The sequence below is a fragment of the Novosphingobium sp. Chol11 genome (assembly GCF_900218065.1).
GTDB lineage: Bacteria > Pseudomonadota > Alphaproteobacteria > Sphingomonadales > Sphingomonadaceae > Sphingobium > Sphingobium agri.
Genome location: NZ_OBMU01000001.1, coordinates 2,029,437 through 2,050,338, shown reverse-complemented (window position 1 = coordinate 2,050,338; position 20,902 = coordinate 2,029,437). Strand labels below are relative to the sequence as shown.

Sequence of the window (20,902 nt, the reverse complement as noted above, 5' to 3'; positions counted from 1 at the left end):
TTTCAGTCCGATCCCGCAAGCTCCCGCCGCAATATTCGTTGCGATGGGAGATCGTCTGACACAAATGCGTCGATGATCTGCGCGATTGTTGTGTCACCCTCGAACCCCAGCGCCCGGGCCGTCGCGTCATCCCAGGCCGCTGGCCAACTCGCGACAATCTTCTCGATCGCGGCATCCGGTACGTCGCTCACCATCTGCCGTGCCGTCTGGCCTCCGATGATCTCCAACGCGTCTAGTATCTCACCCACGGTGACGGACAATCCGGGCAAGTTGACGATCCGCCGCGCGCCCAAACTGGAGGTGTCCAAGGCACCGGCGTGCACCAGCGCGGCGATCGCTCTCCGCGGCGACAGCAGCCATAGAGCGGTATCGTGCGGTACTGGGCAGATCGCCGCCTGTCCGGACATCGGTTCGCGAATGATGCTGCTGGCGAAAGAAGATGCAGCCCTGTTGGGCAGGCCGGGACGAACGCTGATCGTGGGCAGGCGCAGGGTCAACCCTTCGATAAAGCCGCGTCGGCTGTATTCGGCTACCAGCAGTTCCACGACCGCTTTCTCCATCCCGTAGGATGAGCGCGGATCGACCGCGCTCTCGTCATTGATGGGCGCGGTGCGATCGGATGGCCCGAAGACCGCGACCGAGCTGGTGAAGATCACCCGCGGACACCGGCCGACTGCGCGGCATTCATCCAGCAACAGCCGCGCAGCGTCGATGTTGACACGCATGCCAAGGTTGAAATTGGCCTCGGCTTCGCTGCTGACCACGGCGGCGAGATGGTAGATGACGTCAGCCTCAGCTACGAGGCGCGCGACGAAGGTACGGTCGCACGCGTCCCCGACAGCATAGTGGACCCTCGCGTCGCCAAGATCCGGGCCCGCCACGCGGTCAGCCAGCAGAAGATGTGAGCGGCCCTTTGTGAAGCCGTCCTGCGCCAGCAGCGCGTGGGCCAGCTTCTGACCCAGGAAACCGGAGCCGCCGGTGATGACGATGTTCATTGCGCACCGCCTGGCGCGCCGAACACGCGATGAAGTTCTTCGATCTGCGTGGCATTCAACGGCCGGGTTGGCGTACCGCGCAGCAACAGGAACAGCTTGGCCGTCTCCTCCAGCTCCTCGATCGCGTTAGCCGCTTCGGCCAGCGATTTGCCCGCGACGATGGGACCATGATTGGCCAGCAATATGGCAGCGTTGGCCGATGCCATGCTGCCGATCTGGTCCGCAAGCGCCGGGTCCCCGGGGCGATGATAGGGGATCAGCGGCAATCGACCGACCTTCATCACATGATAGGCGGTCAGCGGTGGCAGGCAATCGGACGGATCGAGGCCGTCCATACACGACACGGCTGCCGAATGTGTGGCGTGAAGATGGACTATCGCATGAGCGCCCGGTCGAGCGTCGTAGACCGCCCGATGCAGAAATTCCTCCTTTGATGGCGGATCGCCCGCTATCCTGCCGCCATCTGGTGCGAGCACTGAAAGACGCTCGACGTCCAGGTCACCCAGACGCGAATTGGTAGGCGTCATGATGATGCGTCCGTCCGCCAGCCTCGCGCTGATGTTGCCGCTGCTGCCCGGCGCCAGGCCGAGGTCGCACAGGCGGTGCCCCAGGCGCACGATATCCGTAAGGATGGCAAGCGCAGGATCATCAGTCATCATAAGTGCTCCCAGGCCTTCAGGAAGAAGTCGTCGCTGCCGAAATTTCCTGATTTCAGCGTCAGCAACAGTGGCGGACCCTCGCCGCGCGCTGCAATGGTCCACGGCACGCCGGGATCGATTTCTGGTCCGATGTCAATCCGGCCGAGCCCCAGCCGACTGACCACAGCCCCCGATGTTTCGCCGCCCGCGACGATCAGCGCGCCACCGCCATCCTCAAACAGATAGGCGGCCATTTCCGCAAGGATAGCTTCGAATGCGGCGCTGGCCCCATCGGGCCACGCGCGGCGCTGCGCTTCCACCATGTCGGGCGTTACGGTCGAATAGATCAGCAGCGGCCGATCGAGCGCCTGCTTGTCGATCCAGTCCTTCGCACCGGCGACGACTTGTTGCGGTGTCTCTCCTGCACGCAGCGACAGCCGAAGGGATGGATATCGCTCGGCAGCCAGTTCGACCTGGCGTCGCGTGGCAGCGGAGCAACTGCCGGCAAGGATTGCGCGCCGGGACGCTCCAGCTTCGGGCAACGGCGCCGATGCGCGGCAAGCGTCAGGCGGCGCCAGCGCGCGGGCGATGCCCGAAGCAAGGCCAGAAGCGCCGGATGCCAGCGGCACTCCTGCGCAATATTGTCCAAGCAGCGCGAGGTCCTGGTCGCAGATGGCATCCGCGATGACGGCAATCATGCCCGCGCCACGGTGTTCCGCCATCGCTTCGGCGGCCGCTCCTGCGGCAAGGATTTCACGCGGCAGAAGGCCGACTGCACCGCGCGTCTGGCGTTGCAAAACCCGAACCAGATCGGCATCCAGCATCGGATTGAGCGGATGATCGCGCATGGTCGATTCATTCAGCAGCCGATCGCCGACAAACAGATGTCCCTGATAAACGGTCCGGCCTGTCGCTGGGAAGGCCGGGCAGGCGATCACTGCTTCAACACCCAGGTCCGCCGCCATGGCTTCCAGCACGGGTCCGATATTGCCAGCATCGGTCGAATCGAAGGTCGAACAATATTTGAAGTAGAAGCGCTCACACCCAGCCTGTTTCAGCCAGCGCAGGGCTGCAACCGATTGTTCGGCCGCCGCATCCGGCGCTATCGAGCGCGACTTGAGCGCAATCACGACGGCGTCAATCTCTGCAAGGTCAAGATCAGCGGGTATTCCGAACAGCAGCGACGTCCTTAATCCCCGGCTCGCCAGCTCGTTGGCCAAGTCGGTTGCCCCGGTAAAGTCGTCGGCGATACATCCCAGTCGCATGGCGGCTCCTTCAGCGGCCGCATTGACACATACAAACTTGTCTGACAACCAGACAGGCATGGAAAATACGAATGGTATCGTAGGGGAGGGCGCTGCTCAGGCGCAGGCAGATGCTGTCTATCGCAAGGTCAAGTGGCGGCTCGTTCCGTTCCTCATGGCCTGCTACGTCGTCGCTTATCTCGACCGGGTGAATGTCGGATTTGCAAAGCTGGGAATGTCGGGCGAGCTCGGCATCAGCGAAGCTGCATACGGACTTGGCGCGGGCATCTTCTTCATCGGCTATTTCCTGTTTGAAATTCCGAGCAACATGGCGCTCCACCGGTTCGGCGCGCGGCGCTGGATCGCCAGGATCATGATCAGCTGGGCCGTCGTATCGGCTGGCTGCGCCTTTATAGAAGGCGAAATGTCCTTCTATATCCTGCGCTTCCTGCTGGGCGTGGCCGAAGCCGGTTTCTTCCCCGGCATCATCCTCTATCTGAGCTATTGGTTTCCGTCATCCCGCCGGGGTGAAGTCATCGCGCTCTTCATGGTCTCTATTCCGCTAGCCGGCATCGTAGGCGGGCCGTTATCCGGTTTGATCATGGAAGGGATGGACGGAATTGGCGGCTGGGGCGGCTGGCGCTGGATGTTCGTGATCGAGGCTCTGCCCGCTGTCGTTCTGGGCTGTCTCGTACCGCGGATGCTGCCTTCGCGGCCTGCCGAGGCGGAATGGCTCGATGACAGCGAATGCGCATGGATCGAACGGGATCTTGCCGCCGATGAACCCGAAGGCGTGCGCCATCACGCGCGCATCCGCGATGTGTTCGGCGACCCGCAGATCATGCGACTGGCCCTGATCTACTTCGGCTGCATCATGGGCCAATATGGCTTCACCTTCTGGCTACCGACGATGATCGATGACATTTCGGGCGGTTCGCCGTTGGTTGTCGGGTTGTTTTCGGTGCTCCCATATGCTTGTGCAGCCGTCGTGATGCTGCTGGTTGGACGCAGTTCGGATCGCACCGGCGAACGTCGTTGGCACCTTATTCTGCCCTTGCTGGTGTGCGCGGCCGCGCTTATCGTGACGCCAATGGCGCAAAACCCCGTACCAGCGATCGCCCTCCTGTGCCTTGCGGCGGCATCGACGCTCACCGCCAGTCCACTTTTCTGGAACCTCCCAACGGCGTTCCTGCGCGGCAGCGCCGCTGCTGTGGGGATCGCCGCGATCAATTCGGTTGGCAACCTGGCAGGCTTTGCCAGTCCGCTGCTGATCGGATGGATCAGCGGAACGACGGGCAGCCGGGCAACCGCGACGGCGGTACTCGCACTTATATTGATCGTCGCCGCCATCGCCGTATTCGCCGGATCGCGATCCCCGGCCAAAGCTGCGTTCGCTTCGCGATGATAGGAAAGCCCGATTGTTCGTTTCCAGCAGTTGGCGTGATGGAAGATCGCCTTTGGTCGACCCATGATGCGTAAATCGGATCGCGGTCCCGCTCTCCCCTTTGCGGGTTCTGATCATCACAGCGGACGCCGTTCGCAGTGGATAGCGCGCCTTATAATCGAGCATGTCGAGAGCCACGATCTCGTTCCCGGTGCCAAGTTGCCGTCGGAAAATGCCCTCGCGCAGCGTTTCAGCGTGAGCCGTTCGGTCATTCGGGAGGCGATCGCCATGCTCCGCGCTGAAGGGCGCGTGGAGACGGTTCAGGGCAGCGGTGCCTTCGTCCGTCTTCCTGATGCCGGAGGGCCCGAACTGGACACGCTGACGCAGTCTTCTGTGAAGTCGTTGATCGATCTTATCGGCGTGCGACGTGTGGTCGAGAGCGAGATTGCAGCGATCGCGGCAGTGGAAAGAACGCGCGAGGCCATGGCGGCAATTGACCGGGCGTTGGATCGACTGCGGCGAGTCCAGCAGGCCGGGGAACTCGGCGTCATCGAAGACCGCGCGTTCCATGCCAGCATCGCCGACGCGTGCGGCAATGATTATTGGCGGAAGGTCGTCCAGGCCCTTGCACGGCCCATCGAGGTAGCGATCGGAGTAACACGGTCGAACGAGGCGCTCAGCGGCGATCTCGTTCGCGCCGTGGACGAAGAGCATAGCGCTATTCGGGATGCGATCGCCGCTGGCGATCCCGATCAGGCTCGCGCTGCAGCGGTTCGCCATATGGAATGCTCGGCTCAGAGAATTTTGAGTGCTGACCGGGCGTTTTGGCGCACTGGCGGCGGCGGAATTTCCCGACTGAGCCAGGCTGACTAATCCGAGAGTCAAGCTCGCAGCAAGATGTGCCCTTCGAAAGCCCGTTCTCTCCTCGCCGCCAATCTCTTTGCTGCCATGGGAAAAGGTTTTGACGGAAGATCTGCGAATAGTCTGGTCGAAGCAACGCACAAGGAATTCTAAAAACGATACTTAGCTGAACACGAGCGGCTCGTCGATTCCGTTGAGAAGTGCGCACCCGTTCCAGTGTGATGCTCGACTGGCGCGGGGGATATTCGGTTCTTGATCTTCGAGAGCATGTAAGGATCTGGTCGACGGGTGACGCGATGGAATCCAATTGTTCCGCATCGTGAAAATAATCGGCCGCGTCTTTGTCTCCTTGAAATGAACATCCACAATGGTGCGGGATTGAAAGCGCGTAGATCGTTCCGGCGTTGACCAACGTTCTCCTCGTCCGACAATCCGCAAAGATGAGAATGTCTGAAATTAGGGGGTAGGGATGCGGGGACTTTGTTCCGGTAAAATGATCGGCATGTTGATGGCGGGTACGGCCCTTTGCTCAGGGAGCGGTGCATGGGCCCAAACGGCGCCGTCCGGCGAAAGTGAAGCGAGGCCAGCCGACATCATCGTCACGGCAGGCAAGCGAGAGGAACGGTTGAAGGACGTTCCGATGGCGGTCGATGTCGCCACGGGCGAACAGATCGAAAAGTTCAACTTGTTCGATTTCAAGGACGTTCCCGCACTTGCGCCGGGGCTTCAGATCGCCAACACGTCAGGGCGGGTCAGCGTCGCCACGCTGCGTGGCATTTCGTTCAACCCCGACATCGGCGGACCAGCTGCCGTTGCGGTCTATTATAACGAAGTGCCGGTCGATATACAGACCGTAACCACCGCGATTTACGATATTCGTCAGGTGGAAGTGCTGCGTGGGCCGCAGGGCACGCTGCGCGGACGCACCGCGCCTGCGGGAGCGATCACGGTGACGACACGGCGCGCCGACTTGAGCGAGCCCGAGGGCTATTTGCAGGCAACCGTCACCAACAAACATGCGCGAAACTTTCAGATCGCGGCGTCCACACCGCTGATCCAAGACAAGTTGGCGATCCGCATCGCAGCGGTTCTCGATCGGAACCGAGCCAACCATGTCTACAACATCAATCGTGACGAATGGTCCAACCAGGAAACCGAAAGCGTTCGCGCCACTCTCTCCTTCGCGCCGACGGAGCAGCTGCGGGGAAACATCGTGTACCAATATTTGGAAAGCGACCTGCTACAGAATAGGGCGGTTCAAGGCCCGGGCAACCGCCCCAGTCTGTTCTCACCCTTCGTCAGCGGGCCTGCAATCAGCGCGTCCGACCGGCTGGCGGTACATGAAGGATTGTCATTTTACACCAATCGCACACATCTGGTGACGGCGGACGCCTCCTATGACCTGGGCAGTCATCTGATCTCAGTGCTGGGCGGCTTCCAGGACACGTCGCTCCATTCACGCACCGATCAGGATGTGGGCAATGCGGTGCAGGGGTACGATCAGGTGCTGACTGTGGCGGATCCAACTCGAGTATACACGGCCGAAGCCCGCATAGCCTCCGCGTTCGAGGGAATTTTCAACTATACGCTTGGCGTGTTCTACAATGAGACCAAGGCGGGCGGCCTGTCTTCCATTCGCGTCGACAGCTTCTTTGCCAACCGAGTGCCAAACACGCCCTTCCCGGCGAGCATGTTTGCCCTGCCGCTGCTGGCGGAAGTCGACATCACCAACAAGACCAGCGACCTCGCCTTCTTCGGCCAGACGCGCTTGAAGCTGACCGACAAGCTAAGGGTAGAACTGGGCGCGCGTTACACGCGCACCGTGGCTACGGCGCAGAGCTTCCTTGAGGTGACGACCACGGGCGGCGTCGGGATACCCGTACCCGCAGGCGTTGTCGTGCCCCGCGTGGCAACGGTCGATCCCGATTTCGTGCGGCAGGTCAATCATCCGCTGACAGGCACGGCCAGTATCAGCTATGATTGGACGCCCGACATCACCACCTACGCCACCTATGGCCGTTCTTACCGCCGTGGATCGGCACAGCTCGGCGTCAATTCTCCGCTGGATTCCGACCTGCTGGTGCTCGACCCAGAACGGTCGGATGCGATCGAGGTTGGCTTGAAAGCGCAGATGTTCGACAGGCGCGTGTCGTTAAATCTCGCGGCCTTCTACCAGAAGTTCGATGGCTTCATCGGGCTGGTGACTGCGCCGACTGCATCAGCTAGAAACGGCGTCATCGATGGATCGAACGCCTCAATCAGCTTTAATGGCGACGCTATTTCCAAAGGTGTGGAAATGCAGCTGGATGCACGTCCGATCGATGAATGGGATATTTCGGTTAACGCGTCCTACGCCAACTCACATTATGACAATGCGACGGTTCCCTGCCGGGATTCCAACGGCGACGGCGTGCCGGATACTGCAGGACAGCCTGCGGTCCCTGTGGGCCAGCAGGTGGCGTTCTGCACCACCAACGACCGTTTGGCCAACATCCCCCGATTCGCGTTGAGCGCCAACAGTGAACTGCGCTTTTCGGCTGGATCAGTGGAACCCTTCATTCGTGGGTTACTGACCTATCGGCCAGGCTTCTATGCACAGACCGCAAACTATAGGTACAATGCCATCACCAACGTCAATCTGTTCGCTGGCATTCGGTCAGCCGACGCCGGATGGGAATTGACGGCGTTCGTCAAAAATCTGTTCAATTCGACACAGATTACCAATGCCACCACCGCGGAATTGCAGATTGCAACGCGCTTCCTGGTTCCGGGGCCAGCGGGCAATCCCACACCGTTCCGGTCGGGCTATACGAACTTGTCCGTCAATCCGCCGCGCGAATTCGGCATAACGATGAACTACCGCTTTTAATTGATGACGCCGCAGCGCTCGAATAATTTCGGGCGCTGCGTTGCGATTGAGACCTCGACGGAACTTCGCAGTGAGATACGGTAGAGTCGATACTGGCGCATTGCCGTCATCCAGTGTTCTCTGAATCGGATGATGCGAATGTCCGGTGCGTTCGGGGCGGGCGTCAGGAAGGGTCTGGTCCAACGCCAGGCATGGCCCGTCGAACAAGGGCTGGTAGAGCAGGAGGGACAGGCTGTCCGCCTCCGCCGCGACTTGCTTGTGGTTCTCCAGCAGCGCGAACTCAGCCGGACTTGCCAGCAGATCGAACAGGAAACCGGGCTGAGGCATGTCACGCCGCAACGCGGCGAGATGGTCGAGGGCGTCTACCGTCGCGCCGTCATGTCGGGGACCAGCGCTATGCCGTGATCGAGAAGGCGCATGAGTTTAGCCTTGTGCCCTGCGGCCGATTCTCGCCGCGCCGTGGGCAAGCCTGTATCGGGTCTCATGCGCGAGGGTCCGATCAACTGGACCATTGGCGGCCGGAGTAGAGGGCTGGGCATCGGCTGATCCACTGCCCCCGGACCGGCACCTGGTGGCGCCATGGAGGCACTGGCGCCAAACCCCGGCATGGTCGATCCTGCGGGTCATGAAGACCTTCAAACCCCGCCATCAATTCTATCTTCCCGACGACCTGTCGGTGAAGCTGAATGCGCTGACCGCCAGCCCGGGCACGTCTAAGACACAAATTCTGACCGACGCGCTCAACGCCTGGCTCGTGATGACTCAAAAATCCAGGTCGAAGGACTGGTCGTACAAAACGTGGCGGTGTGCGAATTTCCAACCATCCGGTCTCTTCACCACGGTATCGCGCATCCGTCCGGTAACCACCAGTTTGGGCGCCATCGCGTTCCGCCTGCATTGATGTTCAGGAAGGAATAATGAGCGATCACAGCGTCGCCTTCCTCCTCGATATAGATGTTGAGGTGGTAGTGTCGGTTCTTTCCGCCAGTCTGATGATCGGATTCCTTCACATGTTCAATCTGTGCGGCGACCCCTTCATATTTTAGTGGGACGTTCGATTAGCGGGTATGGCTGATCTGATCGCTATGGAGCAGCCGACCGGCCTAACCTCCTTCGGTCATGGCTTGGTGGATGTCCATGCGGCTGAGACCGAACTGGCCGAGATCATAATTGTGGCAACGAAGCTCTTTGTGACGCTTCCCTTTTATGAAGCGGCTCATGCCTTGCTCTATGCTCGGCCGAAGAGGCATGTCGAGAAACTTGTAGATTCGTGCAATCTGCCCGCGCCAATCCTGGTTCACGACATCATAATGTACGTCCACACTCAGCACGGCTGAGCGGCGAAGGGCTGCGTTGAGGCGGCGTTCCCGCAGGGCGGTCTTGCGGAGCCATTCCTGGCCAATCCATCGAGCGTCAGCATCATCCGATTGCAGACTCATCTGGTTGTGCACCAGGGACGCGGATGAGGCGATGAGGGGCTCGGGGTCGCGATGCAAGCGGATGACGCGCGCTCCGGGGAATGTGGCCAGCACTGCGTCCATATCCTGCGCGAATTGCGGCAGTTTGAGCAGCCACGGCCGGGAAGGGGCGCGCCGCCGGAACCAGGCGATGGTCTGCAGAAGCCGCTTGAACTCCGCATAGGCAGCCGCCGGATCGGCATCTTCGACGGCGGCGGTGAAGCTTGGGACGCGCCATTGCGCTTCAAAGGCAGAGCCGAACATGGAGATGTTCTGAAGGCCCATCTCCTCCTCCGCATGATGAACGCCGGTCGGATGGATATGGCGGAACGCGGGATTGAAGAAATGGGCGCAGGAGAGCGCCACTGCCGCGCGGATCACGCGATCGGCATGCGCCAACCCCCAAAAGCGGGGAAGCGGATTCCAGCTTTCGTAAAATCGTGTGAAGGTGAGCCGGGGGTCGCAGGCGAGGAGGCGCTGGATGCGCGTGCTGCCGGATCTCATCTGGCCGACAATCAGGATTGGCGGCTGCAATTTGATTTCGCCGATTTCCGGATGGCGGGCCCATAAGGCTTGCATCCGTGCCCTGTTAAGCAACGCGGCGGTGATCTGACCATGCGCGATCACGCGGCCCAGATTGTTGAGCGATGCCTCTCTCTCCAAAGCCGACGCCAGGATGTTCAGCCGGTCGCGCCAGCAGCCATCGTGCAGATTTCCCGTCTTGCTTGCTTTGCAGGCTTCCGCGATCAGTTCGTCAGGATCGAGCGTGGGGCGATCGAGCCATCCTTTCGACCAGGCTGTTTCCAGCAATCTATTTGCGGCTCTCCGCCTCTGCGCCGGTCCGGCACTCTCCAGAGCGGGGAGGTTAGGCGCCGCAGCATGTTGGGGGATGGTGGCCATCGCAGTCGAACGACCGACATGGCAAATGGTGCCGTGGGGGCTGACGGACCGTCCGCCGGATCAATGTCCGCTAACGGCAGTCCTGTTTAACGATAGCGCGCAATCGATAGATCGCCCGTTTCAATCGCCGGTTTCCGGCTGGAGACGATGTCGGCGATCACATGGCCCGAGCCACAGGCCATGGTCCAGCCAAGCGTGCCATGACCTGTGTTGAGGTAGAGGTTCGGGATGTGCGTGGAACCGATGACAGGCGTGCTGTCGGGCGTCATGGGGCGCAGGCCGGACCAGAAGCTCGCCTTGCCAAGGTCTCCGGCCGCCGGGAACAGCGAGCCTACCGAATATTCCAGCGTGTCGCGCCGTTTGCCGGGCAGGTTGGTCGAGAAGCCCGAGAGTTCCGCCATGCCCCCTACGCGGATGCGGTCGCCCAGGCGGGTGATCGCAACCTTGAAGCTTTCATCAAGCAGCGTGGACACTGGGGCGCGCTCTGCGGCGGTGATGGGGACGGTGATCGAATAGCCCTTTACCGGGTAGACGGGCAGCTTGATCCCCAGCGGCGCCACCAGCAGGGGCGAATAGCTGCCGAGGGCAACGATGAAGGCGTCCGCGTCGACCGGCCCCTTGTCCGTCTCGACATGATCGATGCCGCCCTTGCCCTGGACGAGGCGCTTGATCTCGTGATCGTGGAGGAAGGTGACACCGGCGGCCTGCGCCATATCGGCGAGCGCGTTGGTGAATTTGAAGCAATCCCCAGTCTCGTCATTGGGCAGGCGCAGGCCGCCGACGATCGGCGACTGGCTGTTGGCGAGGCCCGGCTCGGCGGCGATGCAGCCGGCCTTGTCGAGTATCTCGAACGGCACGCCGTCAGCCTGCAGCACGGCGACGTCCTTGCCGATGCCGTCGAGCTGCTTCTGCTCGCGGAACAGCTGGAGCGTGCCCTGGCTGCGCTCGTCATAGGTGATGCCGGTTTCCTGTCGCAGGGCGATAAGCTGATCGCGGCTGAACTCGGCCAGGCGAACCATGCGGCTCTTGTTCACCGCATAGGCCTTTTCCGTGCAATTGCCGAGCATGGCCACGATCCAGCGCAACATGGCAGCGTCGAAGGTGGGGCGGAGGATGAGCGGCGCATGCTGCATGAACAGCCAGCGCATCGCCTTCATCGGAATGCCTGGCGCTGCCCAGGGCGAGGCATAACCCGGGGAAATCTCTCCCGCGTTCGCGAAGCTGGTTTCCAGGGCCGGGCCCGACTGGCGATCGATCACAACCACCTCATGCCCAGCCTTTGCCAGATACCAGGCCGACGTCACGCCGATGACCCCGCTGCCGAGAATCGCGACCTTCATGCTGTCATACTCCGCTTTTGCTCTGCAGGCTCGGCAAGGCGGTACTCACGACGATACCGGTGGCCGAGCTGGGTGAGGATTTCGTAGGAAATGGTCCCCGCATCAGCCGCGACATCGTCGATCGACTGATGCGGGCCGAGCAGTTCGACAGGCGCGCCGGGATAGAGCAGCATGTCGGGGACATGCGTCACGTCGAGGGTCATGCTGTCCATCGACACCCGGCCAACGATCGGCACCCGGATGCCGCCGATGAAAGCGGAGCCGCGATTGCTGAGGTGCCGCGGCCATCCGTCCGCGTAGCCGACCGGGATCGTCGCGATGTGAGAGGTCTCCTCCGCCAGGTGGCTGAGGCCATATCCAACGCCCGTGCCAGGACCGACCGTGCGGAGCTGCGCAATCCGCGCCTCAAGCGAGACGACGGGATGCATGGGGTTGGCGCTGTCCTGCGGCGCGCCGCCATAAAGGGCGATCCCGGCGCGCACGACCTCATAATGCGGGTGGTTGAGGAAACTGCCGCCGCTGTTATCGAGAGAGCGCGAGACGCCAGGGAAATGGCGCGTAAAATCGTTGAAGGCAGCAACCTGCTTGTCATTGAACGCGGACGAAGGATCATCGGCGCAGGCGAGGTGGCTTAGGATAAGCACCAGTTCGATGCCGTCCAAAAGCGACCGGTCGGCTAGGAGTGCCCGGACCTCGTCCGGCGATAGGCCGAGCCGCGCCATGCCGCTGTCCACCTGAAGCGCGGCGGGCAGGGTGCGGCCTGAAGCCTGCGCCAGCTGGGACCAGCGCCTGATCTGGTCGAGCGAATTGAGAACCGGGATGGCGCCCGCATCCCGGCAGTGCCGCTCCGCCCCCGGTTGAAGGCCGTTCAGGACAAAGAGCTGGACGGAGTCGGGCAGTTCCGGCTTGAGCGCGATGGCTTCTTCCAGCTGCGCCACGAAGAAGCGGCGGCAGCCAGCTTCCAGCAGGGCGGCTGTCACGGCGGAAGCGCCGGTGCCATAGGCGTCCGCCTTGACCACCCCGGCGACCTCGGCAGGGGCAACCCGGCGGGCGATCAGCCGGTAATTTTCCACCAGCGCGTTCAAATCGATGCTTAACAGTGCGCCTGCGCAATCCACCGGTGTCATGCCGATACCCCTTCATCTGTTTTTGTAACCGGGGCGGCGCAGCTTTTTTCACCAAACTGCCGTGATTTGTTCTAAGATGATGCCGATTGAGGAAGGATGTTCGAGGTTTTTGAATAGAATGGCCATTGGCTTGGATCAGATTGACCGTGCGATCCTGCGTTTGCTGAGGCTGAACGCGAGGCGTCCGAATTCGGAGATTGCCGAAGAGGTGGGCCTGTCGCCGTCAAGTTGCCACCGCAGGATCAAATTGCTGGAAGATGCAGGCGTCATCCGCGGCTATACCGTGCTGACCAGCCCTTTGCGGGTCGGTGAGACCAGCGTGAACATTCTGGTTCAAGTGACCTTGGACAGGCAGACGGAGGATTATCTCGCGCGCTTCGAACATGCTGTGCGGCAATGTCCGGAAATCCGCGAATGTTTCCTGATGACGGGCGGCACCGATTATTGGTTGCGTGTCGAAACGGAAAGTGTTGCCGCTTATGAGATCATTCACAGCGAGGTTTTGTCGCGTATGCCTGGCGTCGCTCGGATCAACTCGAGCGTCGCGATGCGCGACGCCCTCAGCCCGCGTTCCACCGGACCCCGGAGCCGTTGAAAACTGCTTCAGGAGTTGATTAGCTTGGCTCCGCCACGGCGTCCGTTGTCGCCATCTTGGGAATTTCTCGAGGGAAGCGGCCAAGCGCCGCCTCAGGCGGTACGATGTCGCTACGCTCGGGTGCTTTCAGCGGATCGGTGTAGAAACCCAGCGAATAGTTGCCGAAACTGTAGCCGATCAGGTCGGTCAACTCCTGGTCGAAATTCCGCGCGATCTCGGGCGGGCAGGACAGATACTGATTTTCCTCCTGCCGCAACCAGCCCAGAGTATATGTGACGTTGAGGGCCTTGCGGGGCTTGTCGCTCCGATTTTCCCCGCCGCCATGAATGACGCTGCCATTGTAGAGCAGGACGGAGCCAGCTTTCATGACGGCCTGAATGCTTTCGTCCCTGCGCGCCTGGCGGCTGAACGGCCATTTATGGCTGCCCGGCACGATATGCGTCGCACCATTATCCTCCGTGAAATCTTCCACGGCCCAGATGCCGTTGCACTGAGGCTCAATGCCTTCGGGAATGACGCCGCCGCTATCGTCGCCGCCCCATACGAACCTGTCGCGATGCAGCGGCTGCACGCCTTGCCCGGGCATGATGGTGATCAGTTGCGTGATGTTGAGTTGAATCTTCGAGCAGAAACGCCCAAGCGTCGCATTTGCCGTGCCCAGGATCAGCGGTTCGACCGCGATCTCGCGCACGCTCGCGCATCGGGCGATCAATCCACCCGTGCGCTTGGTCTTACGACCGGACCAATCATCCAGCCCGTCCGGAGTCTGGGCGATCCACGGCGCGACATCCTCCTGAAGAGTCTTCAGCCGGTCAGGCGACAATATGTCCCTTATGATGCACGCGCCGTCACGGTCCATGGCGGCGACGATCTCCTCCACGGTGCAGTCAGGATCCAATATCTGCAGCCCCATAGCTCTTGTCTTCGCTCCGATTGCTAGTGGCGCTCGGCCATCCTCATCCGACCACGGTGGGATTAAAGTTGACCATCGTCAACGATTTTGCGAGAGTTCCGTTCACTCGGAACAAGGCCGAAACCATGAAAATTCTCCCATTTTGGCTACAGTTGACGACCGTCAACTTATGGTCCAAAATTCCGTCCGCATCCGCTCGAATCGCGACGGGCCGAGCCGCTTTGCGCGGACGATTTGAGCGAAACGTGCTTAATCAATGGAGTGCCTGATGACCACCGACATTGCCGACCAGTTTCGCCCGTTTGCGCCGCCTTATGTGATCGAAAACGCGTATACGGAAGATCAGCGTCAGCGGATATTCAAGGTCGTGCGGGAGAATGGCCCCTGGCCGCTTATTCTCGCCGAGAACTTCAAGTCGCCGGAAGAAGTCATTGCTGCGGTCGGCGGCACCATTCCTGAAGGTATGACCCTTACCTGGGACATGATCCTGCAGGGTAGCGGGACGTTTCGCGGGTATATCGCCCGGCAGGGTGTCTGCTTCTATCCTGAACTGAACGACTGCTATTATAATTCCAAGTTCCTCGAAATGGCGCGCAACTATTGGGGCGCCCAATATGCGGAGCCGGAGACGTTCCTGATCAACATTCAGGGGCCGACCATCATCGGTGGACCGCCGCATCTCGACGGCACGGTGTTCCGTGGCATGACCATGGAAAACACGCCGATCTGGCTTCTCCTGACGATGGCGAAGTCTCGCCTGTTCGAACACTGGCGCAGCAAGAAGATGCAGGTTACCGGCTGGTATTATAAGGGCAATATCGGTGGCGGTTTCAACTATTGGCCGGACGGTCCGCGCGGCGAACCCAAGCAGATCACCGCGCCTATGTGGGGCCGCGCTGTCGTTGCCGAAAACGAGATGATGTTCCATCATGCTCAGGCGACCGGTCCGCTTGCGATGCGTCGTTCCGAAGGCCTCGATATCAGCAGCGTGATGGCACCTGATCCGACGGTCGAAGGCGGCTGGCGGATCGAGACCAACGGCGTGGTCAATCAGCAGTTGCCGGCAGACGAAGTGCGCCTGCTCGTCCATTGGGGTGCACGAGTGTTCATGGATATGGCCGACCTGAAGCGGACGTTCGATCACACCGACGACATCACGCACGACAAGGCCTTGAACATGCTGATGGACGAAGCCCGCAAGCGCGGCGCCCAGTTCGAAACGCCGACCGATCCGTTGACCGATCGCGCGTTCATCGGCATGCTTTCCCAGGTTTTCGCTGTGAATGGCCCGACGAACATTCCGGCCGACATGGACGAAGCGCCGCTCGCCGCCTGATTACGGCAAACGGTACATTGCAAGATCGAGTGAATGGCGGGCCTTGCGGCCCGCCATTTGCGTTTCGGTCTGTCCGAAAATGTGAGTTGGCGACGATAATAACATTACAGCATTTCCGGACCGGCGGAGACTTGTAGAACAACGAGCTGTGCAAATAAATTCAGCTTGACAACGGTTGAAATACGTCAACTATTGAAGGTGGCGAATGTAGCGGTGCGCAGTCGGTTAAGTTTCTGACTGAACGAATATAAATGCCCAGTCGCCGATCGGAACCGGCAACTTTGCCGGGGGCCGCGATGTCCCATATGGAGGGGGCATTGCTACATATGGGGAGTAGCAATGATGCGAACAGTGAAAAACAGCTTGAAGCTTCTGTGCGGAGCGGGGATGACGGCGTTGTGGGTCGCCGGAGCCGCGCATGCGCAGGCCCAATCGTCCGCAGGTTCGAACGAGAACCTGGAGTCTTCGCCCGATATCGTGGTCACCGCGCAACGCCGCGACGAGCGTGCACAGGACGTGCCCATCGCGATTACGGCATTTTCGCCAGAGCGCCTTCAGCAGCAGGGCATCACGCAGCCGCAGAATTTGCAGGCGACCGTCCCCTCGCTTGTCGTCGGCAACAATGGCAATCCGTCACGTGAAGCGCAAAGCTTTACGATCCGGGGGCAGGGTGCGACTTTCCAGGCGTCTCCGGGCGTTGTTGTCTATTTGAACGAAGTGCCGCTGCCTGCGCCGATTTCTATCCCTCAACAGGGCGGCGCCGGTAATTTCGTAGATCTGGAAAATGTCCAGGTTCTAAACGGGCCGCAAGGGACATTATTCGGACGTAATACGACTGGCGGCGCGGTTCTGCTTGTACCGAAGAAGCCGACGAACGACTTTGAAGGCTATGTTCAAGGCAAGTTCGGTAACTATGACAACAAGGAACTGGAAGGCGCGATCAACATCCCGATCGTGGATGACAAAGTCCTGCTACGGGTCGCCGGAGCCTATCAGGATCGAGATGGCTACACGCGGGATGTGGTCTGGAACACCGATCGTGACAACTTGCATTGGTATTCCGGCCGCGTTGGATTGACGCTGCGGCCGACCGAGAATTTCGAAAACTACACCATGGCCTACGGGGCGAATTCCCGGACGCATGGCACTGGTACGGTCAACACCTATCTCAACGTTCCGGGACTCGCGGCCACCAGTCTGGTCGGCCTTCCTTTCTGCGTCGAAGGGCCTACAATCCCTGGCTTCAGTGCATCGTGCGACGTATACAGAGCAGCTAGCGCCGAAGCAGCCGCGCGTGGTCCAAGGGAGACGGCGCACGGCACCAATTCGTTCCAGAGGACAAAAACCTGGGGTGTCTCCAATACTTCGACGCTCAATCTGAATGAAGAACTGACGCTGCGTAACATCATCAGCTATCAACGTTTCAAGACGACATATGCCGTCGATAGTGACGGCACCATCTTCCAGTTCGATGATGGTGACCCGAGGAGTTATCCGGCTCCTGGCGTTGTGACGCTTCCTGGTGACGGCACCCCGGTGGTTTATGAAAACGCCTCGCCCACGCGGCTGCCGCGCGACGATATCAAGGTGTTCACTGAGGAACTGCAGCTCCAGGGCGACTTGTTCGACAAGCAACTCACCTTTACCGCAGGCGCGTTCTATTATGATCAGCGTCCAGCCGGGGCTCAGGGAGCGGGGGCGACGGGCTTCTGTCCAGCCTTGTTCACCGGCAATCCATTGGTTTGCGGCGTGTATGATATCAGATACGCGATCACCAACACTTCGAAAGCGCTATACGCGCAGTCGACACTGGATTTAGGGTTGGTTTCGCCTGCACTGCAGAACCTCAAGGTCACAGGCGGCATTCGATATACTTGGGATAGGGTTCGTGGCTCGGCTGCCCTGTATCAGGTACTCGCCCCAGGGGCATTCTTCTGTTTCAGCGACAATTCGATAGCGACAGAAGCTACTGGCTGCCAATTTGAAGCAAATCTGAAAACCAAAGAGCCAACCTGGAATATCGGTGTAGACTACAGATTCTCACCCGAGCTGCTGGTTTACGGGAAGATCAGCCGCGGCTACAAGGCCGGGGGAATAAACGCAAACGCCGTATTCACGAGTACCCGGACATTTCCACCGGAGTTTGTCACCTCCTACGAAGCCGGGTTCAAGTCGGATGTGCGATTGGCAGGTATGCCGCTTCGCCTCAACGGCACCTATTATTATCTGACCTACAAGGGTATTCAGCGCGCTACAGGCGACTTCAACCCCGACACCTTCGCATCTGGCGCCAGGGTCCTGTCGGCCGATGCACGTATTCAGGGCGTGGAAGCGGAAGCATCGCTGCGACCGATCCCCGGTGTCGAGATCGGCGGTACGTTCAGCTACACCGATGCGAAGTATAAAAAATATGAGTTTGTGCCGAGCAGCCCGACCCAGGACTGCACCGGCAATGTCATCAGCGCTCCGGCGACTGTGAACCTTGCCTGCATTCCGTTCCAATATGTGTCGCCGTACATCTACAGCTTCCATGTCTCTGCCGAACAGCCGCTTGGCGGCGATCTCGGCACGTTGGCAATGTTCGTCAACTATTCGCACACCTCGGCGCAGCATACGGCGGGGACAAGCATTCCTGGAAATCAGCCGGGTGAGCGGCTTGAACCCTTCGGAACGCTGAACCTGTCGCTCGACTGGCGGAATGTTGCGGGCAGCCGTATGGACGTGGGCTTCTACGCCACCAACCTGACCAACAAGCTGTATCGGGTGAGCAATAGCAATACCTACAATAGTCAGCTGTTCACCGCGACTCTATATGGAGAACCCAGAATGTACGGGGTTCGTCTACGCTATTCATTCGGGAGGTAATATTAATTTGCCCGAGGGAATGTCTAAGTTGAAACCGGAAAGTGTTAAATATGTCGGATGATGTGAATAAGGTAATTCCCTTGGGCTTCACTAAGCTTATCGTGCAGGACCTTGACAAGGTCGGGGCATTTTACGGGGCAGTCTGCGGGTTGGTGGAGGAGGCGCAGGCCGATGCGGATATTGCGGGCCGTCCCATCCGGGAATTGTACTTCAAGTCAAATCCGCCGGGTACTGGGAACTTCACGCTGACCAAGTTCCTTGATGTGGATAAATCGCCCACAGAGTCGCTTATCCTCGGGTTCATCGCGGACGACATCCATCGCTTCGTGAAAGATGCTGTCGCTGCGGGTGGCGTTGTGGTGATGGCCGTTCAAGCTGATCCTGAACATGGTGTCCATGTTGCCTTTGTCAAGGACGTCGAAGGCAATCTCATCGAGGTGGTCCAGCTTATGTGAGCCGCCTGGCCGTCATGCGTGGAACGGCCGTCCAGTCAGTTCCAGTGCCTGACGGCTTCTGGGCCAAGCGAAAGGGGAGGTGCATTGCGCCTCCCCAGAGCGGCGCCTTCGATAACTGACAGGCGCCTCAGTCTGGATCAGTTCCGGAAATTCCCGGGATAGGCCAGCTCTTCCAGGGGTTTGCGGTCGCTTGGCTGTTCGCGCGCCTGAAGTTTTTCAGGGAGATTTGCAGGATCGCCCATCCGCCCGATCGCCACCGCTGCTTCAATGCGGAAGCCATCGGGGATGGCGAGTTCCGTCCGCGTCTTTTCCATGTCTATCCCGACCATCCCGTGGGCATGATAGCCGAGCAGATGCGCCTGCAGTGCTATCGCCGCCCAGGCGGCGCCCGCGTCGAAGCTATGCGAGTGGCTAGGCTTGTCGGGCGCTCCCATCGTCATCTCGCTCAGGATGAACAGCAGCGCGGATGCGTCCTTGGCCCAAACCGCGTTGAAAGGGATGAGAAGGTCAAGGAAACGATCCCAATTCGCCGCGTCGTCGCGCGTCGTGTAAAGAAAGCGCCACGGCTGATAGTTGAAGGAGGAAGGAGCCCAGCGTCCAGCATCCAGGATCGTGCGCAAATCTTCGGCAGACATGACAGAGCCATCGAAAGCGCGCGGTGACCAGCGGTGCAGGAACATCGGGTCCAAAGCCGTGTCAGTCTGCCGATCGGTCGTCATGTCTTTTTTGTTCCTTTTCTAGAGTTTGTGCACAGACGGGCTTCCCGTTTCGCCGCCAAAAGGCTTGACTAATTGTTGTCGTATGTCAACTTCGTAAAGCTTTGATCTCGTACGAGCCAGGCTGGGGCGTCAGGAGATGAGTTGTGATCTGAGCCTTTGCTTCCAACCTTAGGCAAGCGCAAATTGGAGGATGTCAACGCTTCATGATCCGATGATATGTTGCCTGAACTTTTCAACATTCAAAATCAGCGCTACGGGAGGGGTATGATTGATCAAAAGGTGAAAAAGGCGAAGCTCGTTGCTCCTCCGCGTCCCGGCGTATATTCGCGCGGCTCCGACACGGTTGACGCGATATTGAAGGCTGCGCTGCACGTCCTGGTTGAAGAGGGTGCATCAGCCTTCACGCTACGCCGCATCGCGGCTCAATGCGGCATGAAGGTTGGAAATGTCAGCCGGCACTTTCCCCGCAAGGAAATGCTGGTCCAGGTGCTGCTGGAAGAATTGCTCACCCCGACGGTGGGGGAGGCGAGGAGTAGCCTTAACCGCCGCGGCATACCCGCCGAAGAAGCGCTGGCTCTCGTCATCGGCGGCACTCTCGATGAAACCAAGACCAAGAAGATGACCCATCTGTTCACGGAATTGTGGGCGATGGCGAACCATAATCAGTTCGTCGCCGAACGGATCGAGATGGTCTATCAATATATGCACGACCTCACGGCGTCCTATATCGCCGAACTGAACCCCGCGCTGTCGCCTGCGGAGGTGAGCATCGTGGCCCTGTTTATCAACACGTCGATCGAAGGATCAACGATATTGGCAGGCTATGGCAGACCGTGGGAGGCCATGATGCCGCAGCTCAAGGCCTTTACAGTCAAATCCCTTGTCCATCTCGCCAAGACGATCACCCCTGAAGAGGTGAATGGGCTCCGTCCCGCAGCATGATCATCTAGCGTCCCGCTACGCCTGTCTTCAAAAGATACGGTCAGGGCAGCCAGCTTGCGCGGCTGACAGCGCTGGAGGAGTGCTCGACCTTGAGCGCAGGGGAGCGCGCCGCGCCGTAAGTTTGCCGGAGTGTTAGCGTTCCGATAGGCTAATGCAAGAAACTGGCAGCATCTTGTTTATTGGATGCCCGACAAGGATTCGAACCTTGATTGACGGAGTCAGAGTCCGCTCTCTTACCATTAGAGGATCGGGCACCAAGGCG

General features: G+C 59.9%; 20 protein-coding genes and 1 tRNA gene. 12 read left to right on the top strand and 9 right to left on the bottom strand.

Going from position 1 to position 20,902, the window contains the following annotated elements; all coding sequences use genetic code 11:
- Window positions 1-2 precede the first annotated feature (2 nt).
- Genes denD through otnK form a run of 3 tightly spaced genes read right to left on the bottom strand, consistent with a single transcriptional unit; the run spans window position 3 to window position 2,898 of the window.
- Window positions 3-995: a D-erythronate dehydrogenase gene (gene denD / locus NCHOL11_RS10240; protein ID WP_097092210.1), complete on the bottom strand. Its 993-nt coding sequence runs from the start codon at window positions 993-995 to the stop codon at window positions 3-5.
- On the bottom strand, window positions 992-1,651 hold the full coding sequence (gene otnC, locus NCHOL11_RS10235; protein ID WP_097092882.1) for a 3-oxo-tetronate 4-phosphate decarboxylase: 660 nt from the start codon (window positions 1,649-1,651) through the stop codon (window positions 992-994). The genes denD and otnC overlap by 4 nt, the downstream gene beginning before the upstream one ends.
- On the bottom strand, window positions 1,651-2,898 hold the full coding sequence (gene otnK, locus NCHOL11_RS10230) for a 3-oxo-tetronate kinase (RefSeq protein ID WP_097092881.1): 1,248 nt from the start codon (window positions 2,896-2,898) through the stop codon (window positions 1,651-1,653). The genes otnC and otnK overlap by 1 nt, the downstream gene beginning before the upstream one ends.
- Window positions 2,899-2,956: 58 nt before the next feature.
- Here otnK and NCHOL11_RS10225 point away from each other — a divergent pair, with 58 nt between their 5' ends.
- From NCHOL11_RS10225 to NCHOL11_RS18555, 7 genes are all read left to right on the top strand, one after another.
- The gene (locus tag NCHOL11_RS10225; protein ID WP_097092209.1) at window positions 2,957-4,282 is read left to right on the top strand and encodes an MFS transporter; all 1,326 of its coding nucleotides are present in this window, start codon (window positions 2,957-2,959) and stop codon (window positions 4,280-4,282) included.
- 66 nt (window positions 4,283-4,348) lie between these two features.
- A complete protein-coding gene (locus NCHOL11_RS10220) occupies window positions 4,349-5,134 on the top strand; it encodes a FadR/GntR family transcriptional regulator (protein ID WP_217991061.1) in 786 nt (261 codons plus the stop codon).
- A 496-nt stretch (window positions 5,135-5,630) separates the two neighbouring features.
- A complete protein-coding gene (locus NCHOL11_RS10215; RefSeq protein WP_217991060.1) occupies window positions 5,631-7,991 on the top strand; it encodes a TonB-dependent receptor in 2,361 nt (786 codons plus the stop codon).
- A gap of 138 nt (window positions 7,992-8,129) precedes the next feature.
- Window positions 8,130-8,396 carry a DUF3363 domain-containing protein gene (locus NCHOL11_RS10210; protein ID WP_176502219.1) on the top strand — a complete coding sequence of 89 codons (267 nt, stop codon included), beginning with the start codon at window positions 8,130-8,132 and terminating at the stop codon, window positions 8,394-8,396.
- Window positions 8,397-8,408: 12 nt separating this feature from the next.
- Window positions 8,409-8,537 (top strand): hypothetical protein, encoded by a 129-nt coding sequence (locus NCHOL11_RS18565; protein ID WP_255254763.1) that lies wholly within the window; start codon window positions 8,409-8,411, stop codon window positions 8,535-8,537.
- Between the two features lie 79 nt (window positions 8,538-8,616).
- Entirely contained in the window at window positions 8,617-8,892 is a 276-nt protein-coding gene (locus tag NCHOL11_RS18560; RefSeq protein WP_255254762.1) for a hypothetical protein, read from the top strand.
- 16 nt (window positions 8,893-8,908) lie between these two features.
- Window positions 8,909-9,037: a hypothetical protein gene (locus NCHOL11_RS18555; protein ID WP_255254761.1), complete on the top strand. Its 129-nt coding sequence runs from the start codon at window positions 8,909-8,911 to the stop codon at window positions 9,035-9,037.
- A 57-nt stretch (window positions 9,038-9,094) separates the two neighbouring features.
- On the opposite strand, the gene NCHOL11_RS10200 is transcribed toward NCHOL11_RS18555, so the two are convergent.
- The 3 genes from NCHOL11_RS10200 to alr all read right to left on the bottom strand — a co-directional run bounded on the left by NCHOL11_RS10200 (window position 9,095) and on the right by alr (window position 12,815).
- Window positions 9,095-10,348, bottom strand: coding sequence for a sulfotransferase family protein (locus tag NCHOL11_RS10200; protein ID WP_097092205.1), 1,254 nt, complete (start codon window positions 10,346-10,348; stop codon window positions 9,095-9,097).
- 86 nt (window positions 10,349-10,434) lie between these two features.
- On the bottom strand, window positions 10,435-11,688 hold the full coding sequence (locus NCHOL11_RS10195; RefSeq protein WP_097092204.1) for a D-amino acid dehydrogenase: 1,254 nt from the start codon (window positions 11,686-11,688) through the stop codon (window positions 10,435-10,437).
- Window positions 11,685-12,815, bottom strand: coding sequence for an alanine racemase (gene alr, locus NCHOL11_RS10190; protein WP_097092203.1), 1,131 nt, complete (start codon window positions 12,813-12,815; stop codon window positions 11,685-11,687). Before alr ends, NCHOL11_RS10195 begins: the two co-directional genes overlap by 4 nt.
- A 118-nt stretch (window positions 12,816-12,933) precedes the next feature.
- Between alr and NCHOL11_RS10185 the strand changes: the two genes are divergently transcribed.
- Window positions 12,934-13,410: an Lrp/AsnC family transcriptional regulator gene (locus NCHOL11_RS10185; RefSeq protein WP_097092202.1), complete on the top strand. Its 477-nt coding sequence runs from the start codon at window positions 12,934-12,936 to the stop codon at window positions 13,408-13,410.
- A gap of 19 nt (window positions 13,411-13,429) precedes the next feature.
- On the opposite strand, the gene NCHOL11_RS10180 is transcribed toward NCHOL11_RS10185, so the two are convergent.
- Entirely contained in the window at window positions 13,430-14,323 is an 894-nt protein-coding gene (locus tag NCHOL11_RS10180; RefSeq protein ID WP_097092201.1) for a phytanoyl-CoA dioxygenase family protein, read from the bottom strand.
- Between the two features lie 268 nt (window positions 14,324-14,591).
- On the opposite strand from NCHOL11_RS10180, the gene NCHOL11_RS10175 reads away from it, so the two are divergent.
- From NCHOL11_RS10175 to NCHOL11_RS10165, 3 genes are all read left to right on the top strand, one after another.
- On the top strand, window positions 14,592-15,659 hold the full coding sequence (locus tag NCHOL11_RS10175; protein WP_097092880.1) for a hypothetical protein: 1,068 nt from the start codon (window positions 14,592-14,594) through the stop codon (window positions 15,657-15,659).
- Between the two features lie 339 nt (window positions 15,660-15,998).
- Window positions 15,999-18,524 (top strand): TonB-dependent receptor, encoded by a 2,526-nt coding sequence (locus NCHOL11_RS10170; RefSeq protein ID WP_097092200.1) that lies wholly within the window; start codon window positions 15,999-16,001, stop codon window positions 18,522-18,524.
- Between the two features lie 50 nt (window positions 18,525-18,574).
- Window positions 18,575-18,979, top strand: coding sequence for a VOC family protein (locus NCHOL11_RS10165; protein ID WP_097092199.1), 405 nt, complete (start codon window positions 18,575-18,577; stop codon window positions 18,977-18,979).
- A gap of 137 nt (window positions 18,980-19,116) precedes the next feature.
- Here the strand turns inward: NCHOL11_RS10165 and NCHOL11_RS10160 are convergent, their stop codons facing one another.
- Window positions 19,117-19,698 carry a nitroreductase family protein gene (locus NCHOL11_RS10160; RefSeq protein WP_097092198.1) on the bottom strand — a complete coding sequence of 194 codons (582 nt, stop codon included), beginning with the start codon at window positions 19,696-19,698 and terminating at the stop codon, window positions 19,117-19,119.
- A gap of 279 nt (window positions 19,699-19,977) precedes the next feature.
- Here NCHOL11_RS10160 and NCHOL11_RS10155 point away from each other — a divergent pair, with 279 nt between their 5' ends.
- Window positions 19,978-20,640, top strand: a complete 663-nt coding sequence (locus tag NCHOL11_RS10155; RefSeq protein ID WP_255254760.1) for a TetR/AcrR family transcriptional regulator — start codon at window positions 19,978-19,980, stop codon at window positions 20,638-20,640.
- Window positions 20,641-20,820: 180 nt separating this feature from the next.
- On the opposite strand, the gene NCHOL11_RS10150 is transcribed toward NCHOL11_RS10155, so the two are convergent.
- Window positions 20,821-20,894 (bottom strand) — tRNA-Gln (locus tag NCHOL11_RS10150).
- Between the last annotated feature and the right edge of the window lie 8 nt (window positions 20,895-20,902).

What these genes read in the sequence shown, in the direction of transcription:
- denD (WP_097092210.1), bottom strand. Translation starts at nt 995, where the DNA reads ATGAACATCGTCATCACCGGCGGCTCCGGTTTCCTGGGTCAGAAGCTG.
- otnC (WP_097092882.1), bottom strand. Translation starts at nt 1,651, where the DNA reads ATGACTGATGATCCTGCGCTTGCCATCCTTACGGATATCGTGCGCCTG.
- otnK (WP_097092881.1), bottom strand. Translation starts at nt 2,898, where the DNA reads ATGCGACTGGGATGTATCGCCGACGACTTTACCGGGGCAACCGACTTG.
- NCHOL11_RS10225 (WP_097092209.1), top strand. Translation starts at nt 2,957, where the DNA reads ATGGAAAATACGAATGGTATCGTAGGGGAGGGCGCTGCTCAGGCGCAG.
- NCHOL11_RS10220 (WP_217991061.1), top strand. Translation starts at nt 4,349, where the DNA reads ATGCGTAAATCGGATCGCGGTCCCGCTCTCCCCTTTGCGGGTTCTGAT.
- NCHOL11_RS10215 (WP_217991060.1), top strand. Translation starts at nt 5,631, where the DNA reads ATGGCGGGTACGGCCCTTTGCTCAGGGAGCGGTGCATGGGCCCAAACG.
- NCHOL11_RS10210 (WP_176502219.1), top strand. Translation starts at nt 8,130, where the DNA reads ATGTCCGGTGCGTTCGGGGCGGGCGTCAGGAAGGGTCTGGTCCAACGC.
- NCHOL11_RS18565 (WP_255254763.1), top strand. Translation starts at nt 8,409, where the DNA reads ATGAGTTTAGCCTTGTGCCCTGCGGCCGATTCTCGCCGCGCCGTGGGC.
- NCHOL11_RS18560 (WP_255254762.1), top strand. Translation starts at nt 8,617, where the DNA reads ATGAAGACCTTCAAACCCCGCCATCAATTCTATCTTCCCGACGACCTG.
- NCHOL11_RS18555 (WP_255254761.1), top strand. Translation starts at nt 8,909, where the DNA reads ATGAGCGATCACAGCGTCGCCTTCCTCCTCGATATAGATGTTGAGGTG.
- NCHOL11_RS10200 (WP_097092205.1), bottom strand. Translation starts at nt 10,348, where the DNA reads ATGGCCACCATCCCCCAACATGCTGCGGCGCCTAACCTCCCCGCTCTG.
- NCHOL11_RS10195 (WP_097092204.1), bottom strand. Translation starts at nt 11,688, where the DNA reads ATGAAGGTCGCGATTCTCGGCAGCGGGGTCATCGGCGTGACGTCGGCC.
- alr (WP_097092203.1), bottom strand. Translation starts at nt 12,815, where the DNA reads ATGACACCGGTGGATTGCGCAGGCGCACTGTTAAGCATCGATTTGAAC.
- NCHOL11_RS10185 (WP_097092202.1), top strand. Translation starts at nt 12,934, where the DNA reads ATGGCCATTGGCTTGGATCAGATTGACCGTGCGATCCTGCGTTTGCTG.
- NCHOL11_RS10180 (WP_097092201.1), bottom strand. Translation starts at nt 14,323, where the DNA reads ATGGGGCTGCAGATATTGGATCCTGACTGCACCGTGGAGGAGATCGTC.
- NCHOL11_RS10175 (WP_097092880.1), top strand. Translation starts at nt 14,592, where the DNA reads ATGACCACCGACATTGCCGACCAGTTTCGCCCGTTTGCGCCGCCTTAT.
- NCHOL11_RS10170 (WP_097092200.1), top strand. Translation starts at nt 15,999, where the DNA reads ATGATGCGAACAGTGAAAAACAGCTTGAAGCTTCTGTGCGGAGCGGGG.
- NCHOL11_RS10165 (WP_097092199.1), top strand. Translation starts at nt 18,575, where the DNA reads ATGTCGGATGATGTGAATAAGGTAATTCCCTTGGGCTTCACTAAGCTT.
- NCHOL11_RS10160 (WP_097092198.1), bottom strand. Translation starts at nt 19,698, where the DNA reads ATGACGACCGATCGGCAGACTGACACGGCTTTGGACCCGATGTTCCTG.